Annotated in this window: 13 protein-coding genes; 5 read left to right on the forward strand and 8 right to left on the reverse strand. The window is 69.9% G+C overall.

What is annotated here, in order from left to right; all coding sequences use genetic code 11:
- Positions 1-25: 25 nt before the first annotated feature.
- The gene (locus tag ABT130_RS00525; protein WP_350951737.1) at positions 26-1,045 is read right to left on the reverse strand and encodes a glycosyltransferase family 2 protein; all 1,020 of its coding nucleotides are present in this window, start codon (positions 1,043-1,045) and stop codon (positions 26-28) included.
- A gap of 66 nt (positions 1,046-1,111) precedes the next feature.
- On the opposite strand from ABT130_RS00525, the gene ABT130_RS00530 reads away from it, so the two are divergent.
- From ABT130_RS00530 to ABT130_RS00540, 3 genes are all read left to right on the forward strand, one after another.
- Positions 1,112-2,614: an LCP family protein gene (locus ABT130_RS00530; protein ID WP_350951652.1), complete on the forward strand. Its 1,503-nt coding sequence runs from the start codon at positions 1,112-1,114 to the stop codon at positions 2,612-2,614.
- Between the two features lie 56 nt (positions 2,615-2,670).
- Positions 2,671-3,039, forward strand: a complete 369-nt coding sequence (locus tag ABT130_RS00535; RefSeq protein WP_350920698.1) for an STAS domain-containing protein — start codon at positions 2,671-2,673, stop codon at positions 3,037-3,039.
- Between the two features lie 353 nt (positions 3,040-3,392).
- Entirely contained in the window at positions 3,393-3,788 is a 396-nt protein-coding gene (locus tag ABT130_RS00540) for an STAS domain-containing protein (RefSeq protein WP_350951653.1), read from the forward strand.
- Between the two features lie 76 nt (positions 3,789-3,864).
- Here ABT130_RS00540 and ABT130_RS00545 read toward each other — a convergent pair whose 3' ends face one another.
- From ABT130_RS00545 to ABT130_RS00560, 4 genes are all read right to left on the reverse strand, one after another.
- The gene (locus tag ABT130_RS00545) at positions 3,865-4,914 is read right to left on the reverse strand and encodes a LacI family DNA-binding transcriptional regulator (protein ID WP_350951655.1); all 1,050 of its coding nucleotides are present in this window, start codon (positions 4,912-4,914) and stop codon (positions 3,865-3,867) included.
- A 60-nt stretch (positions 4,915-4,974) separates the two neighbouring features.
- Positions 4,975-7,455, reverse strand: coding sequence for a glycoside hydrolase family 3 C-terminal domain-containing protein (locus tag ABT130_RS00550; protein ID WP_350951657.1), 2,481 nt, complete (start codon positions 7,453-7,455; stop codon positions 4,975-4,977).
- A gap of 129 nt (positions 7,456-7,584) precedes the next feature.
- A complete protein-coding gene (locus ABT130_RS00555) occupies positions 7,585-8,178 on the reverse strand; it encodes a DUF305 domain-containing protein (RefSeq protein WP_350951659.1) in 594 nt (197 codons plus the stop codon).
- 68 nt (positions 8,179-8,246) lie between these two features.
- On the reverse strand, positions 8,247-9,599 hold the full coding sequence (locus ABT130_RS00560) for a DUF1996 domain-containing protein (protein WP_350920684.1): 1,353 nt from the start codon (positions 9,597-9,599) through the stop codon (positions 8,247-8,249).
- 331 nt (positions 9,600-9,930) lie between these two features.
- Between ABT130_RS00560 and ABT130_RS00565 the strand changes: the two genes are divergently transcribed.
- Both ABT130_RS00565 and ABT130_RS00570 read left to right on the forward strand, forming a co-directional pair.
- Positions 9,931-13,350, forward strand: coding sequence for a discoidin domain-containing protein (locus ABT130_RS00565; protein WP_350951660.1), 3,420 nt, complete (start codon positions 9,931-9,933; stop codon positions 13,348-13,350).
- A 347-nt stretch (positions 13,351-13,697) separates the two neighbouring features.
- Positions 13,698-14,042, forward strand: coding sequence for a hypothetical protein (locus tag ABT130_RS00570; RefSeq protein ID WP_350951662.1), 345 nt, complete (start codon positions 13,698-13,700; stop codon positions 14,040-14,042).
- Positions 14,043-14,206: 164 nt separating this feature from the next.
- On the opposite strand, the gene ABT130_RS00575 is transcribed toward ABT130_RS00570, so the two are convergent.
- From ABT130_RS00575 to ABT130_RS00585, 3 genes are all read right to left on the reverse strand, one after another.
- Complete coding sequence (locus ABT130_RS00575) at positions 14,207-14,536, reverse strand: hypothetical protein (protein WP_350951664.1); 330 nt, start codon at positions 14,534-14,536, stop codon at positions 14,207-14,209.
- Positions 14,537-14,669: 133 nt separating this feature from the next.
- Positions 14,670-15,326, reverse strand: coding sequence for an HNH endonuclease family protein (locus tag ABT130_RS00580; RefSeq protein WP_350951666.1), 657 nt, complete (start codon positions 15,324-15,326; stop codon positions 14,670-14,672).
- Between the two features lie 228 nt (positions 15,327-15,554).
- Complete coding sequence (locus tag ABT130_RS00585; RefSeq protein WP_350951668.1) at positions 15,555-16,718, reverse strand: acyl-CoA dehydrogenase family protein; 1,164 nt, start codon at positions 16,716-16,718, stop codon at positions 15,555-15,557.
- Positions 16,719-16,873 lie beyond the last annotated feature (155 nt).

Below are 16,873 nucleotides of genomic sequence, written 5' to 3' on the forward strand. Positions count from 1 at the left end.
CCGGTTCCCGCCCCGGTGAAGTGGGTCAGCCCGGCTTGCCGAGCCTCCTCGGGCTGGTCAGAAAACCCCAACCCCACGACATGTGCATGGTGACGTAGACCAGCGGCAGCCGGATGAGCGCCTGGGGCGGCAGGCCGCTGCCGGTGACCACGGAGCCGGCCAGGATCGCCGCCAGGTAGCCGCCGGGGATCAGCAGGCCCGGCCAGAGGAAGGGGGAGACCACCAGGCCGGCGAGGATGGCCAGCACGGCCAGCGGCGGCGCCAGGTAGCGCAGGTTGATCGTGCCCTCGTGGGTGCGGGCGACCACCCTGCGCCAGCGGCCGTAGTGGAAGTACTGCTTGGCGAGGGCCTTGAGGTTGGGCCTCGGCCGGTAGGAGACGCGCATCCGGGGCTGGAACCAGACCAGGCCGCCCGTCTCGCGGATGCGGTGGTTCATCTCCCAGTCCTGGGCCCGCTGGAAGTGCTCGTCGTAGCCGCCGACCCGTTCCAGAGCCTCCCGGCGGAACACGCCGAGGTAGACCGTGTCGGCCGGGCCCGCGGTGCCGCCGGTGTGGAATCTGGCGCCGCCGACACCGATCTTGGAGGTCATCGCGCGGGCCACGGCCTGCTCGAACGGCGTGACGCCCTCGGCGTCCATGATGCCGCCCACGTTGTCCGCGCCGGTCTCCTCAAGGGTCTCGACCGCGACCCGGAGGTAGTCGTCGGGGAGCATCGCGTGGCCGTCCACCCTGGCGATGATCTTGTTGCTTGACGCGGCGATGGCGGCGTTGAGCGCGTTGGGAGTCCGGCCCGTGGGGTTGGGGACCACGATCACGCGGGGGTCGTCGGCGGCGATCTCGTCGGCGACTTCCTGGGTGCGGTCGCGGGAGGGGCCGATCGCGAGGACGACCTCGATCGGTCCTTCGTACCGCTGCGACAGCACCTGACGCACCGCCTCCCGCAGATGGCGCTCCTCGTTCAGCACCGGGATGACGATGGAGATCGGAGGCCAGACACGTGTCTCGGAAGACGACGCCGGCGCGGGCGAGTCGGGGAACTGCTTCATGGCGTCGCTCACGCTACTGTACGAACGGGTACCTCATCGACCCAGCAGGAGCCTAGGGGGCCATGCATGCGTGACCCGCATGAGGATTCGGGTGTGCACGTGGGCGGCGACGCCTACGGCAGCGTCCGATTGAACCCGAGACGTGACCGCAGGTCAGCCAGGGGTGCCCGCACCAGGCGACGCGGTCTCGTCATCGCGGGAACGCTCTCGTGCCTGGTCCTGGGCAGCTCCGGAGTGACGTGGGCGCTGACGAACTACGCGACGACAAAGATCAAGTCAGTCGACGCGGGGTTGCAGGGGTCGCGGCCGAGCAGCGGCGCGATGAACATCCTGGTGGTCGGCGTCGACAGGCGCGACGACCTCACCCGCAAGCAGCAGAACCAGCTCAAGCTGGGCCGCGAGAGCGGCGAGCGCACCGACACCATGATGGTGATCCACCTGTCGGAGGACCACCGCAGGGTCACCGTGGTCAGCCTTCCCCGCGACACCTGGACGACGATCCCCGGCAAGGGCCAGCACAAGATCAACGCGGCCTACCAGCTCGGCGGCCCGAAGCTCGCGACCCGCACGGTGCAGGCGGCCACCGGCCTGACCCTCCACCACTACGTCGAGGTCAACGTGCTCGGCTTCATCAACGTGGTCGACGCGCTCGGCGGCATCTCGGTCTGCACACCGGTCCCGATCAACGACCCGAAGACCGCACTCAACCTGGAGCCGGGCACCTACTCCTTCGACGGCGTCAAGGCCCTCTCCTACGCCCGAACCCGCGCCACCGCCCGCTCCGACCTGGACCGCATCGACCGCCAGCAGCAGGTGATCTCCGCGCTGCTGAACCAGGCACTCAGCGGCGACACGCTCACCAACCCGATCAGGCTGGCCTCGTTCGTCGACACCGCCCTCGACACGGTCCGGGTGGACGACGCGCTCCGCAAGGACCTGCTCGGCCTGGCCAACCAGCTCAAGGACGTCTCCACGGACGACGTGGCCTTCGCCACGGTCCCGCTCGCCGAGGTCGACTACCGGACGCCGACCGGCGAGTCCGCCGTGCTCTGGGACAAGAACGCGGCCAAGGAGCTGTTCCGCCGGATCGCCGCCGACGAGACGCTCGTCAAGCCGACCAAACCCGCCGGGTCCACGCCCACCCCGAGCGCCTCGGCCTCCCCCACGGCTCCCGCGCTGACCGTACCGCCCGCGCGGATCTCCCTCAGGGTTCTCAACGGCACCACGATCAAGGGGCTGGGCGCGCAGACCAGGACCGAGCTGCAGAAGGTCGGATTCCTGGTGCCCGAGGCGGCCGGCAACACCCCGCAGAAGGGCTTCGAAAGGACGGTCGTCCGGTACGGCCCGGGCCGCGAGGACTCGGCGCGCACCGTCGCCGCCGCGCTACCCGGCGCGGAGTCGCGCCGGGTGGAGAGCCTGGGTGACGCGATCGAGGTGGTCGTCGGCCTGAAACACGCGCCGCCGAAGAAGGTCACCGTGAAGGAGACGACCGCACCGGCGACTCCGACCGCCTCCCCCTTGGCGACCCCAACGGCGAGGACGGCCACGGAGAACATCTGCAAAAAGTGATGTTGCGCATAACAATCTTCGGCTTGGGCAGTCAGCGGGGCACGGAGGTGGTGACCGTGATCTCGACATTTGATGTTCAGACGTGGCGCAGCGGTCCCTGCGCGGTCGTGCGGGCGACAGGCGAGCTCGACCTGGCCGTCGCTCCCCGGCTGCGCGCGGAGATCGACCGCGTCCTGGACGGTGCCGGCCTCCCGGGTCTGGTGGTCGACCTGACCAGGGTGCCGTTCTGCGACTCGGTGGGGCTGGGCGTCCTGGTGGGCACCCTCACCCGGCTCAGGGAGGCCCGCTGCCGCCTCATCCTGGTGGTGGGTCCCGGCATGATCACCCATCTGCTGACGATCACCAATCTCGACCGGCACTTCGAGGTACGCGGCAGCCTGCGCGAGGCGCTGGACGCGCTGACCCCGAGCCACTCGACGAACTGAATCACCCCAGCTCAGAGCAGCTTTCCCGGCCGGCTCACCCTCCTCTTCCGCAACTCTCGCAGCACCCTCCCAACCCTTTTCGAGCCCTCCGGCCGAAGGCCGACGCGCGCCACCGGCAAACTGTTTCCTCGAATAGCTGGCACATATACGGGTAGGCATCTACACTTCGCTTCGAAGCTACACGATCACGGAAAGCGATGGTTCGCACCGTTAGGGAGTATCGTGGCTTCAGATCGTCCATCCATCTTCGCGCCGGGCAAGACGCGATCGGGAGGACGAGCTGAGGCCGGACGTCAGAGTGACACTCCCCGGCCGGATACGTACATTCACGTGAGCCTGCAGGGAAGTGGGCGATGAACGCACTTCAACTCACGAGCGAACACGCGAGCGGCTTCGTGGTCATCACGGTGGCCGGCGAGCTCGACCTGGCCACCAGGCCGGAGCTGTCCGACTGCGTGCAGGAAGCCATCGACGCCTGCCAGGGCACGGTCATCATCGACCTCTCCGGGGTCACCTTCATCGACGCCTGCGGCCTGAGCTCGCTGATCGGTATCAAGCGGTACGCGCGCGAGCGCGACGCCCCGCTGCTCCTGGCCGGAGCGCCACCCGTGGTTCTCAGGCTGCTGAAGCTCACCCACCTTGATGCCTCCTTCACGGTGATCTCGCGCTCGGAGACGATGGGCCCCCCGCCGGGCTGCCCCCAGCACGCGCCGTCCGCCCAGGCGATCACCCCCCTCGCCGACCGGTAGGCAGGCCCCGCCAAACCGGCGGAGGCGGCCACCACGGCCGTCTCACTCCCCCTCGCCGCCCTACCGGCCTCCGGGATCAGGCCGACTCCCTGATCACCAGGGTCGGCTCGAAGATCCGTGAGGTCACCGGGTGGTCCGGCTGCTCGATGTGGGCCAGCAGCAGCCGTCCCATCTCGGCGGCCATGTCCTCGACGGGATGGCGGACCGTGGTGAGCGGCGGGCGGCAGACCAGTGCCGCGCTGCTGTCGTCGAAGCCCACCATGGCCACGTCGTCGGGCACCCGGCGCCCGTGGTGGCGCAGCACCAGCAGGGCGCCCTGGGCCATCAGGTCGTTGGCCGCGAAGACGCCGTCGATGTCGGGGTGCTCGGCGAGCAGCCGCTCCATCGCCGCCTCGCCGCTGGCAAGCGTGAAGTTGCCCTCCACGCAGGGAATGTAGGGGTGGCCGTGGACGGCCATCGCCTCCTGGAAGCCCGCCAGGCGGTCCTGGCTGGCCGGGACGTCGAGCGGGCCGGAGATGGTCGCCAGCCGGCGGCAGCCCCGGGCGACGAGATGGTCGGCGGCCAGCTTGCCCCCGGCCCGGTGCGCGACGTCGACGTAGCTGATCGGGATCGGCCTGGCCGGTCTGGCGAAGAGCACGGTGGGCAGCGCGGCCTCGGCGAGCAGCCTGGGCAGCGTGTCCTCGGCGCTGATGGAGACCAGGATGGCCCCGTCGGCGTTGCCCTGGCGCAGGTAGGCGATGACCTGGTCGCGGCTCTCCGGGGTGTCGGCGAACATCAGGATCGGGTAGATGCCCAGCGGGCGCAGGAAACCGACGACCCCCCCGGCCACCCGCCCGAAGAACGGGTCGGCGAAGACATGGCCGGGGAACGGGTTCTCCTCGTCGCCGCCGGCCCCGGAGACGATCAGGGCGATCGCCCCCGTCCGCCGGGTGACCAGCGAGCGCGCCGCCTGGTTGGGCACGTAGCCGGTGAGGGCGATCGCCTGCCTGACCTTCTCCTGGATCGCGAGATCGACATTGCGAATTCCGTTGATCACGCGCGAGACCGTGGCCCGGGAGACCCCCGCCGCCCGTGCCACATCCTCCAGGGTGGGGGGTGCCGACACCCGCGGCAGGCCTTCGCCCATAACCTCTCCTTAAGCGTGAAGACCCCCGGCCTCAGCTGTGGGGAGTACGTCAGAAGGCTTTTATAGCACAGCGAGAGAGCGCTCTCCCGAGGGCTTCCGCGGGGTCGGTGCCTGCTCGCCGGCGAGCACCTCGACGCTCAACGGCAGGTCGGCGGCCGAGCGTCCGGCGAGCACCGTGAAGGCGCCCTCCTCGGCCCGCCAGGCGTGGTGCTCGGCCGACCAGTGCTGGAAGGCCCGCGCCGGGATGTCCACCGTGACGTCGACGACCTCGCCGGGCCCCGCGTCGGCCAGGGCGTAGCCGGCCAGCCAGCGCACGGGACGGGCCACGCCCGTCTCCGGCCGGGACAGGTAGACCTGGACGACCTCGCGCCCGGCGCGCTCGCCGGTGTTGCGCAGCCGTACCCGGACCGACAGCGAGCCGTCCGGAGCGGCCTCCGAGGGCAGCGTGAGGCTGTCGTAGGACCAGGACGTGTAGCCGAGCCCGTGCCCGAACCAGTACGCGGGTGGCTCGGGCTGCCGCAGCCAGCCGCGGTAGCCGATGTCCAGGCCCTCGGCGTAGGCGAGCGTCCCGCCGTCGGGTGCCGTGGAGACGAGTGCCCGCTCCGCCCAGGTCGTGGGCAGCCGGCCGCCGGGCTCGGCGCGGCCGAACAGGACGTCGGCCAGGCCGTGCCCGTACTCCTGGCCGGGGAACCAGCTCAGCAGCAGCGCCGCCACCTCCTCGCGCCACGGCAGGATCATGGGGCCGCCGGAGTTGACGACCACGACGGTGGCCGGGTTGGCCGCGGCCACCGCGCGGACCAGCTCGTCCTGGCGTCCCGGCAGGTCAAGGTGGGTGCGGTCGACGCCCTCGTTCTCGATCTCCTCGGTGGAGCCGACCACGACGATGACGGCGTCGCAGGTCCCGGCGAGCTCGACCGCGGCCGCCAGCTCCACCTCGTCGGCTCGGCGGGACGGGTCGGCGGCCAGGACCGAGGCGATCCCGCTGCCGGGGTCGAGCCGCCGCCGGGAGACGAGCTCCACCTCCCTGCCCGCGGCCATCGGGACCCTGACCCGCCGGTACGGCGGGGACAGGTGCACGGTGGCGGGGTCGTCGGTGTCGCGTTCCACCTCCTCGTCCACCAGGACGCGGCCGTCCACCTCCAGCAGCACGTGCCCCCATCCGGCCACCGCCAGTTCCCAGGCACCGTCCGTCTCCGGGCTCAGCAGCGCGCGGATCTCGACGGTGGCCGCGGCGTCGATCCGCGCCGGTTCCAGGACACGGCCGGTCAGCCGGTGCTCGGCGTGGATCTCCGCGCCCCCGGCGTCCAGCAGCCTGACCAGGACGCCTGGTTCACCGGTCAGCGGGTTGCGGGCGTTCTCCGTGCCCAGCGGGGTGGGCCGGTCGTCGAGGTGCGGGCCGGGCGAATGGAGCACCTCCGCGGTGCCGGACAGCGCCTCGCGGATGCCGTCGAGGGGCGACACGACGGACATCGGGTACACGCCCGCGCTGCCGCCGCCCTGGATCCTGGCGACGGCGGCCTTCGGCCCGAGCACCGCGACCCTGCGCAGCCGCGAGGGGTCCAGCGGGAGCAGCGACCCCTCGTTGCGCAGCAGCACCGTGCTCGCGGCGACGGCCCGGCGCAGCAGCGCGCGGGCGGGGCCGTGGTCTTCCCGTTCCGCGGGCTCCGGCGGGACGGCGGAGCCGAGGTCCAGCGCGCCGACCCGGGAGGCCAGCCTGAGCAGGCGCCGTACCTTGTCGTCGATCGCGGCCTCGGGTACCTCGCCCGCGCGCACCGCGGCCACCAGTGCCTCTCCCCAGGGGCCCTGCGGCCCCGGCATCGCGAGGTCCTGCGCGGCGCGGGCCGAGGGGGCGGTGGAGCGGACGCCTCCCCAGTCCGACACCACCACCCCGTCAAACCCCCACATCGTCTTGAGCGGGTCTGTGAGCAGCGGGCTCTCCGACATCGTGGTCCCGTTCACCCCGTTGTAGGCGGACATGACGGCCCAGACGCCCGCCTGCACCGCGGCCTCGAACGGCGCCAGGTACAGCTCGTGCAGGACCTGCTCCTCGACGCGGGCGTCGAGGGTGAGCCGCTCGGTCTCGGAGTCGTTGGCGACGTAGTGCTTGGCGGTGGCCGCCACCCCGCCGGACTGGACTCCCCGGACGCAGGCGGCGCCGATCCTGCCGGTCAGCAGCGGGTCCTCGGAGTAGCACTCGAAGTGGCGCCCGCCGAGCGGCGAGCGGTGCAGGTTGAGCGTCGGGGCGAGCAGGACGTCCACGCCCTTGCGCCGCGCCTCGGCGGCGAGCAGCCCACCCAGCAGCTCCACCAGATCCTCGTCCCAGGTCGCGGCCAGTGCGGTGGCCGACGGCAGGGTCAGCGAGGTGCTCCGCTCGTCCCAGCCCTCCCCGCGCACACCGACCGGGCCGTCGGAGGTGACCATGGCCCGCAGTCCGATGCCCGGCTCGGCGTGGGTGGACCACACGGTCGCCCCGGTGAGCAGCCGCACCTTACGTTCCAGGTCCAGCTTCTCCACCAGCCGGTCGAACTCGTCGATGCTCACGTGGTTTCCCTTCACCGTTGGAGATCACTGTTGTAGATCACTCTTGGAGAGCGCTCTCCAGTACGTCACGACGTCAGCGCGCTGTCAATGTCCAAAAACGGCGGCGCGACGGTGTCCCCGGGGATCCGGTCAGCGGATGCCGTCGAGCAGATCGCTCTGGGCGGCGCGGGCCCGCTCGACGGCTGCGGCCAGAGCCCTCGTCCCCTCGTCGGCACCGGCGGTCTGCTCGGAGCGGGCTACCGCGGCCGACTGGTCGAGGTGCTCGCGCAGGCGGTCGGCGAAGAGCCGGTCGAAGGCCGGACCGGTGGCCTTCCTCAGCGCCGCCAGATCGGCGGCGGTGACCATACCCGGCATGTCATGCCCTTCGTGCACGTTCGTCGCGGGCAGGCCGGTACGGCCCAGCATCTCCCTGAGGCGTTCGAGCTCGGCCAGATGGGCCTTCCTGATCCGGGCGGCCAGCCGCCGTACCGCCGGGTCGTGCCCGCGTTCGGCGCCGAGGTCGAGCAGGGGCAGCGTCCGCTCGTCCATCGGGATCATCAACTGGAGCCACGCGGTGTCCGTGGTGTTGAAACCGGCCGCCGGCGTGGCGGCGGGGGCGGTGGGGGCGACCGGTGCCGGGGATTCATGATGGTGGCCCGGCGCGGCCGCCGGGGAGTGGGCACCACAGCCGGCGACCGGGCCGGACACGAGAAACAGGGTGAGAATCGCGCCGGCACGTCTCATATGGACCTTCTCGTGTCAGGGGCGGGTGCCAGGCCCCGGCCGCCGGGGCCGGGACCTGGCATCCGCGGTCAGGGGAGCTCGAAGTTCTCTGTGAGGGCGGCGCCGCGGTGCGGCTTGTACAGGTCGTAGCCACGCGGGTTGCACTGGAGACCACCATTGATGCAGTGGGTCACCAGGGCGTCAAGGATGGCGGGGCTGTCCCAGGCGTTGAAGAAGTCGTAGTGCCAGGTGTAACCGCGGCCGCTGGCCAGCCGCGCCTGCGACAGGTCACCGCTCGCGGGGAAGGCGATCTTGAACTCCAGCATCGGCACCGCCACCGGGTGGCTGGCCGGGCAGTAACCGTCGACGGGATAGGACATGTGGCTCTTGTGGTTGGGGCTGTCGAGGTTGACGCCGTCCCAGCAGCTCGGCGACTGGTAGCGGACGTTCACCTGGCTGCCCGCCACGCAGGAGGTCGGGATGTCCCAGCTGTGGGAGACGTCGCCGCACTCGAAGCCCTCGACGGTGCCGGGAGAGTCGCGGAACTCCGCCAGCGTCGCGGTCGGGCTGCCGACGACGAAGCGCAGGCCCTGCGGGAAGGGCTGCACCTGCCAGTAGTCAAGGATGCCGGACTTGTAGTAGATGACCTGGTTGCCGGTCGGCCGGATCAGCTGGTCGCCCTTGTAGAAGCTCGGGAACCAGTAGGCCGACCTGTCGTGCGGGTTGGTGCACGAGGTACCGCCGCCGAGGAGCGAGGAGGTCGTGCTGCTCGCGTTGGTCGTGTTGTTGCCGACGAAGGTGTGCATGTGCGAGGCGCCCGGCAGGCCGGGGTAGACGATCGGGTCGTCCGGCCGGTCCGCCGTCCAGGAGCAGTTGGCCTGGAACTCGTGGTGGGTCACCTCGTCGGTGAACGTCGGCTTCGGCCTCGGGGTGGTCCCGGCGCCGCCGGTGCCGTACACCTTGAACTCCCAGAGGGAGTAGCCGTAGCCGGTGCCCCGGGCGGTGCCGTACATCCGCACGTAGCGGCCGGAACCGGAGACAGCGAGGGTCTGGGTGCCGCCGGTGCCGGTGGTGGTGGAGTAGATGTCGGTCCACGGCGCCGTGCCGTTGCCGGAGACCTGGATCTTGAACGCCTTACCGTAGGCGCCCTCCCAGTTGAGAACCACCTGGGAGACGGTCGCGGTGGCACCGAGGTCCACCTGGAGCCACTGCGGGTCGGCGGCGGCGCTGGACCACCGGGTCCCGTTGTTGCCGTCGAAGGCGGCCCCGGCACCGTACCCGCCTCCCTCGGTGGAGGAGGCGGTCGCGGGCCGGCCCTGCGAGAGCAGGGCGTCCGCCGCGGTGGCCGGGGTGATGATCGCCAGGCCGGCCGCGACCAGCGCGGTGAGCGTGGCGACGACCAGTCCCAGGCGGAGCCTGACTGGGCTTCGGGATGGGTGCATTGCCTCTCCTTCTGTGGGGGGTGGCCGTCGAAAACGGCGGCACGGAGAGCGCTCTCCTATGAGGTTGATCCATTTTGTTATGAATTGTCAAGACGAGATGGCACCCAACCCGAAACCCGTCGTTCATGTTCGTGACACACGGAGTGCGGCACCAGCGGCTTCTGCGGGGCGTCTCGGCCGGGGGCAGGTTTCCAGAGCGTGAGCAGCGCGTTTCGGACTCGCGCGAAGAAGGGCCTTGACACCGCTCGATCTCCGGTAGCACCCTCGGTTACGGAGAGCGCTCTCCCCCCTGCCGCGTTGATGGCAGGCATCCCCTTTTCGAGGAGAGATCGTGCATCCAGCTCGTGGTTCGGGCCGATTCCGGTTAGGTCTGGTCATCGCCGCCCTCGCGGCCCTGGTCGTCTCCGGTCTGGCATTCGTCAGTCCCGCGGCGGCGGCCGACACCCTGCTGTCACAGGGCAGGACGGCGACCGCCTCGTCGTCCGAGGGCGCCGCCTACGGCGCGGCGGCAGCGGTCGACGGCAACCTGACGGGCACCCGGTGGGCCAGCGCGTTCAGCGATCCGCAGTGGCTCCAGGTGGACCTCGGCGCCACCGCGACGATCAGCCGTACCGTGCTGACCTGGGAGGGCGCCTACGGCAAGGCGTTCAAGATCCAGATCTCCGACAACGGCACGACCTGGACGGACGTCTACTCGACCACCACCGGCACCGGCGGCACCCAGACCCTCGACGTGACCGGCACCGGCCGCTACGTACGGATGTACGGCACCGCCCGGGGCACCGGCTACGGCTACTCCCTCTGGGAGTTCCAGGTCTACGGCAGCATGGGCGGCACCCAGGGGCCGAACTGCTCCACCGCGAACGCCGCCCAGGGCAGGCCCGCCTCGGCCTCGTCGATCGAGGGCGCCGGCACCCCCGCCTCGGCCGCCTTCGACGGCAACCTGACGGACACCCGGTGGTCCAGCGCCGCCAGTGACCCGCAGTGGCTCCAGGTCGATCTCGGCTCCTCCCAGCCGATCTGCCAGACCGTGCTGACCTGGGAGGGCGCCTACGGCAAGGCGTTCAAGATCCAGATCTCCGACAACGGCACGACCTGGACGGACGTCTACTCGACCACCACCGGCACCGGCGGCACCCAGACCCTCGACGTGACCGGCACCGGCCGCTACGTACGGATGTACGGCACCGCCCGGGGCACCGGCTACGGCTACTCCCTCTGGGAGATGCAGGTGCGCACCGGCACCGGCGGCAACCCCCAGGAGCCCGAGGAGCCCGGCACCTGGACCGAGGTGTGGAAGGACGACTTCAACGGAGCGGCCGGCACCTCCCCCTCGGCCGCCGACTGGATCCTGCGCACCGGCACCTCCTACCCCGGCGGCGCCGCGAACTGGGGCACCGGCGAGGTCGAGACCATGAGCGCCTCGACGGCCAACGTCTTCCTCGACGGCACCGGCAACCTGAACATCAAGGCGATCAAGGACGGCGCGGGCAACTGGACCTCGGGCCGGATCGAGACCCAGCGCACCGACTTCGAGCCCAAGCCCGGCGAGATGCTCAGGTTCAGCGCCCGGCTGAAGCAGCCCGACGTCGCGAACGCCCTCGGCTACTGGCCGGGCTTCCGGGCGACCGGCGCCGCCTACCGCGGCAATTACAACAACTGGCCCTCCGTCGGCGAGACCGACATCATGACCGGCGTCAACGGCCGCGACCAGCTGGCCAACACCCTGCACTGCGGCACCGCCCCCGACGGGGTGTGCAACGAGTACAACGGCCGCACCAGCGGTTTCGCCACCTGCGACGGCTGCCAGAGCGGTTACCACGAGTACGCCCAGGTCATCGACCGCACCAAGACCGACGAGGAGATCCGCTTCTACCTCGACGGCAGGCAGACCTGGATCGTGCGCCAGAGCCAGGTCGGCGTCGCCGCCTGGAAGGCCGCCCTGCACCACGGCTTCTACCTCCGCCTCGACCTGGCCGTCGGCGGCTCGCTGCCCAACGCGCTCGCGGGCGTCACGACACCGACCGCCGCCACCACCTCGGGCGGCGTGCTGAGCGTGGACAAGGTATCGGTCTCCAGGCAGACCGGCACCACTCCCGCCGCCATGACCGACCCGGCGACCCCGGCCGGCCCGAGCACGGTCAGGGTGACCGGCTCCCAGGGCAACTGGCAGCTCCAGGTGAACGGTTCGCCGTATGTGATCAAGGGCCTGACCTACGGCCCGCCGCAGGCCGCGGCCGACGGCTACATGCGTGACCTCAAGGCCATGGGCGTCAACACGATCCGCACCTGGGGCGTCGACGACACCCACACCCCGGCCCTGCTGGACCGGGCCGCCCAGCAGGGCATCAAGGTCATCGTCGGGCACTGGCTCAACCAGGGCGCCGACTACGTCAACGACACCGCGTACAAGACCAACGTGAAGAACGAGATCGTCGCCCGGGTCAACGCCCTCAAGGGCCGCCAGGGCGTGCTCATGTGGGACGTCGGCAACGAGGTCATCCTCACCATGCAGGACCACGGCCTGCCGGCCGACGTGGTCGAGCAGCGGCGGGTGGCGTACGCGAAGTTCGTCAACGAGGTGGCGGAGGCGATCCACGCCGCCGACCCCAACCACCCGGTCACCTCCACCGACGCCTACACCCACGCCTGGACCTACTACAAGGCCCACTCCCCCGCCCTCGACCTGCTCGCGGTCAACTCCTACGGCGCCATCCACACGGTCAAGCAGGACTGGATCAGCGGCGGGTACACCAAGCCCTACATCGTCACCGAGGCGGGACCGGACGGCGAGTGGGAGGTCCCGAACGACGTCAACGGCGTGCCCAACGAGCCGACCGACCTGCAGAAGCGGGACCAGTACACCGCCAGCTGGAACGCGATCAAGGGCCACACCGGCGTCGCGCTCGGTGCCACCGAGTTCCACTACGGCCTGGAGAACGACTTCGGCGGGGTGTGGCTCAACACCACCACCGGCGGCTGGCGCCGGCACGGCTACCACGCGCTCAAGGCGGCCTACACCGGGCAGCCCTCGGCGAACACGCCCCCGGAGATCACTTCGATGACCGTCGGCTCGCAGACCGCCGTCCAGGCCGGCAAGCCCTTCACCGTCGAGGTCGCCGCCTCCGACCCGAACAACGACCTGATCCGCTACAACCTGATGTTCAGCAACAAGCACATCAACGGCAACCGCGGCTTCGACAACGTCAGGTTCACCCAGACCGGCCCCGGCAGGTTCTCGGTGACCGCACCGGAGCAGATGGGCGTGTGGAAGGTGTACGTGTACGCCTTCGACGGGCACGGCAACGCCGGCATCGAGCAGCGCTCCTTCCGCGTGGTCCCGCCCACGGTCGCCGGGACCAACGTGGCGCTCGGCAAGCCGACCACCGCCTCCACCTACCAGGCGACCGGTGACGGCGGCCCGTTCACCCCGGGCCGGGCGACCGACGGCAACTTCTCGACCCGCTGGGCCAGCGAGTGGGCCGACCCGCAGTGGATCCAGGTGGACCTCGGCGCGACCACCGCCATCAAGCACATCCAGCTCGGCTGGGAGGGCGCGTACGGCAAGGCGTACCAGATCCAGACCTCGACCAACGGCTCGACCTGGAGCAACGCCTACTCGACCACGACCGGCGACGGTGGGTTCGACTCCATCGACCTCACCGCGTCCGCCAGGTACGTCCGGGTGAACCTCACCCAGCGCGGCACCGCGTACGGCTACTCCCTCTGGGAGTTCGGCGTCTACAGCTAGTTCCTCGCCGGATCCCGCACAGCGTCCGGCCCTGGACAGGGCCGCGTGTGCGAGTAGTGACACACCGCCCAGGTCTTTTACCGGGCGGTGTGTCACCGCTTCCTCTCGGAACCCCTGCGGAAGGCCTTCAGAAGCCCTTCTGCGGCGCCGAATCCTGACGCGTGAGGAGGGCACCGCCCAGGTTTCACAGGAGCCCGGGTCGCCACTGTCGGCATGGCGTCGACATGGCAGGGGCGATGGGAGATTCGTCGATCGATCACTGCCGATCGGCTGTGGATATGCTGACCATGTCGGGAAGATCCGCGCCCGATATCCGACATGCCCTTGCCGGTTACAGGGAGTAACGAATGGCACGCTTGGTGGCCACCGGTTGGACCGGAGCAGTTCTCGCCGCCCTCCTGCTGACCGGTTGCTCCTCGGACCAGTTGGGCGATCGCGGCGGGAAGGAAAACGCGGCGCCTGACAGGGTCGGCGATGTCGATTACATCGAGGTCTTCCGCAACGCCGACAATTTCCCCAACGTCGCCCGGATCTGTGTCGAGGGCCTGGCCTTCGCCGCCACGTCGAGCGGGACACGCGGCGAGAGCGGCGTCGCCAACCCCGCGCTGCTCCGCATACCCGAGTGGGACGCCAAGTGCGCCGAGCACTCGAAAACCCCTCTGTCGCCCAAGCCGAGTTCCTCTCCGGGCTGACCCGGGAGCCGTGACTCCCTCGGACGGGATTCCTTTCCCGGCTCGGGCTCGTCGACCAGTCGTGACAGGCACGCTCACCCGGTCAGGATCACGCTCAGGGGGCGGCCCCGCCGCTCTCGGCGAGTAAGGACATCCGTGCGGAGTGCCGGCATTCAAGCGCGGCCCTACGAGGCCTGTTCCTGCCGCTCGTCACCCGTGTCGAAGAAGGTGCTGAGATACTCCTCCGGTTCGAGATCGCTGTCCCGGAGGAGGGAGAAGACCTCCGTGCCCGGCTCGATCACGTCGTCTGACAGCCGGTACGCCTGCGCCAGCCCCAGATACTCGAACGCGGTACCGGTGGCGTATTCCGCGGCCTCGCGTTCCGCCATGACAATGGCCTCGTCAAACGAACCGGCCCGCCACAGGGTGACCCGCTCCTCGTAGATGTCCCGTGGCGGACCCCAGCGGAAAACACATCGAACCGCGTACCAGCCGATGTCAGGCGTCTCGATCACACCGTAATGATGCCGGTTGGCAGTGATCGGAGCACTACCAGGGTGTTCGTGGCCACCGTCTTTCACACACCGCCACGGAAACCAGACGACACTCGCCCTGCTGCCGGGGGCGATTCGTACGCTCCATGGAGGATCACCGGCAGGTGCGGAGCATGTTGAGCAAGGCCACCTTCTCCTTGCGGGTCACGAAGAGCCGGTAGTGGTGCTTCACGGTGATCCATGAGGTCGCGTACCGGCACCAGTGGGCGCGGCGTTGCGGGCGCCAGCCCTGCGGGCCTCTGCCGCCTTTGGCGATGTTGGCGGAGTGGCTGACGGTGAGCAGTTCGGGGCGGGTCAGGTCGTTGGCGAAGGCGCGCCGCTTGGCCTGGCTCCATCGTTTGGCGCCCGAGCGCCAGGCATAGGCGAGCGGCACCAGGTGGTCGACGTCCACGTACTTCTCGCTCTTCAGCCATTTGCCGTCGTACGGGCTGTACCAGAGCCCCTTGACCGGGTGGCAGGCCGCGTTGCGCCGTACGTTCCGCCCGTCGCGGGCCAGGACCATCTCCCGCGTGCTGCACCTGCCCTTGCGGTGCGCCGATCGGGATTGGAACCGCTCGCGGCTGTAGCCCCGGATGGACAGGGGCCTGGCGACCTTGAGCTGAGCCAGCATGCGCCGGGCGAGGGCCGTGGTCTCTGCCTGTGATCGCTTGCGCGGTTCGGCCGCCGCCTCCGGGGTGGTGAGGGCGGAGGTGATCGGGATGAGCACGAGGGTGAGTACGGCGACGTGGGTTGCCCGCCTCAGGAAGATCATGGCTTTACCTATACCCAACGACAACCCCGCCCCCGGCAGCCGGCGCAGCCGTGAGTGGCACCGTCCGGTGGCTCCTCGCCCCGAGCCGGCGGGGCGCCTGCCCGGTCGCCGCCGGAAGAGACGGCAGCGATCCTCGGCGACTCACGGAACAAGATCTACCAGCGGCTTGAGCCTGGAGACGACAGACCCCACCCCCTGCAGGAAGGTGGGGCTCTCGCCGCTCGACGCCTACTTCAGGAGTTGCCGAGCCATCACCATCCGCTGGATCTGGTTGGTGCCCTCGTAGATCTGGGTGATCTTGGCGTCGCGCATCATGCGCTCGACCGGGTAGTCGCTGGTGTAGCCGTACCCGCCGAGGAGCTGGACCGCGTCGGTGGTGATCTCCATGGCGGCGTCCGAGGCGGCGCACTTGGCCGCGCTGGAGATGAAGGTGAGGTCGGCCTGGGGCTCGCCGTGCATGGCACGCTCGGACTTGGCCGCGGCGACGTAGGTGAGCTGGCGGGCGGCCTCCAGCTTCATGGCCATGTCGGCGACCATGAACTGGACGCCCTGGAAGTCGGCGACGGCCTTGCCGAACTGCTTGCGCTCCTTGATGTAGCCGATCGCGTAGTCCAGCGCGCCCTGGGCGATGCCGAGCGCCTGGGCGGCGATGGTGATGCGGGTGTGGTCCAGGGTGGCCAGGGCGGTCTTGAAACCGGTGCCGGGGGCGCCGATCATCCGGGAGGCGGGAATCCGCACGTTCTCCAGGATGACCTGGCGGGTCGGGGAGCCCTTGATACCGAGCTTGCGCTCCTTGGCCCCGAAACTGACGCCCTCGTCGGCCTTCTCCACGACGAACGCGGAGATGCCCCTGGCTCCGACGCCCGGCTCGGTGACGGCCATCACCGTGTAGTACTCCGACACCCCGGCGTTGGTGATCCACATCTTGGCGCCGTTGAGCACGTAGTGGTCGCCGTCCGCGACCGCGCGGGTCTTCATGGCGGCGGCGTCGCTGCCCGCCTCCGCCTCCGACAGGGCGTACGAGAACATCCCGTCGCCCCGCGCGACCGCCGGAAGATACTGCTGCTTGAGCTCCTCGGAGGCCGACAGCAGCAGCGGGACGGTCCCGAGCTTGTTGACGGCGGGGATCAGCGAGGACGAGGCGCAGGCCCGCGCCACCTCCTCGATGACGATGACCGTCGCGAGCGCGTCGGCACCGGCGCCGCCGTACTCCTCGGGAACGTGCACGGCGTGCAGGTCCGCCGCGACGAGCGCCTTGTAGACGTCCGAGGGGAACTCCCCGGTCTCGTCGACCTCCGCGGCACGAGGGGCGATCTTCTCGTCGGCGAGGGCGCGGACCGTCTCGCGGAGCATCTGGTGCTCCTCGGGCAGTGCGTAGAGAGGGTAGCTCATAGGGAAATAGTAGGACGTCCAACAAACAGTGGAGCGCTCCACCCCATGTGGTATGTCCTTCCGCGTTTACGCAGGTGGCAAAGTGGAAGTGTCAGATGCCGATACTCTGACGGCAAATAATTGGGCAGAACCGAAAGGAGCACCAGTGGCCTACC

This window comes from Streptosporangium sp. NPDC001681 (assembly GCF_040298085.1).
Taxonomy (GTDB): domain Bacteria; phylum Actinomycetota; class Actinomycetes; order Streptosporangiales; family Streptosporangiaceae; genus Streptosporangium.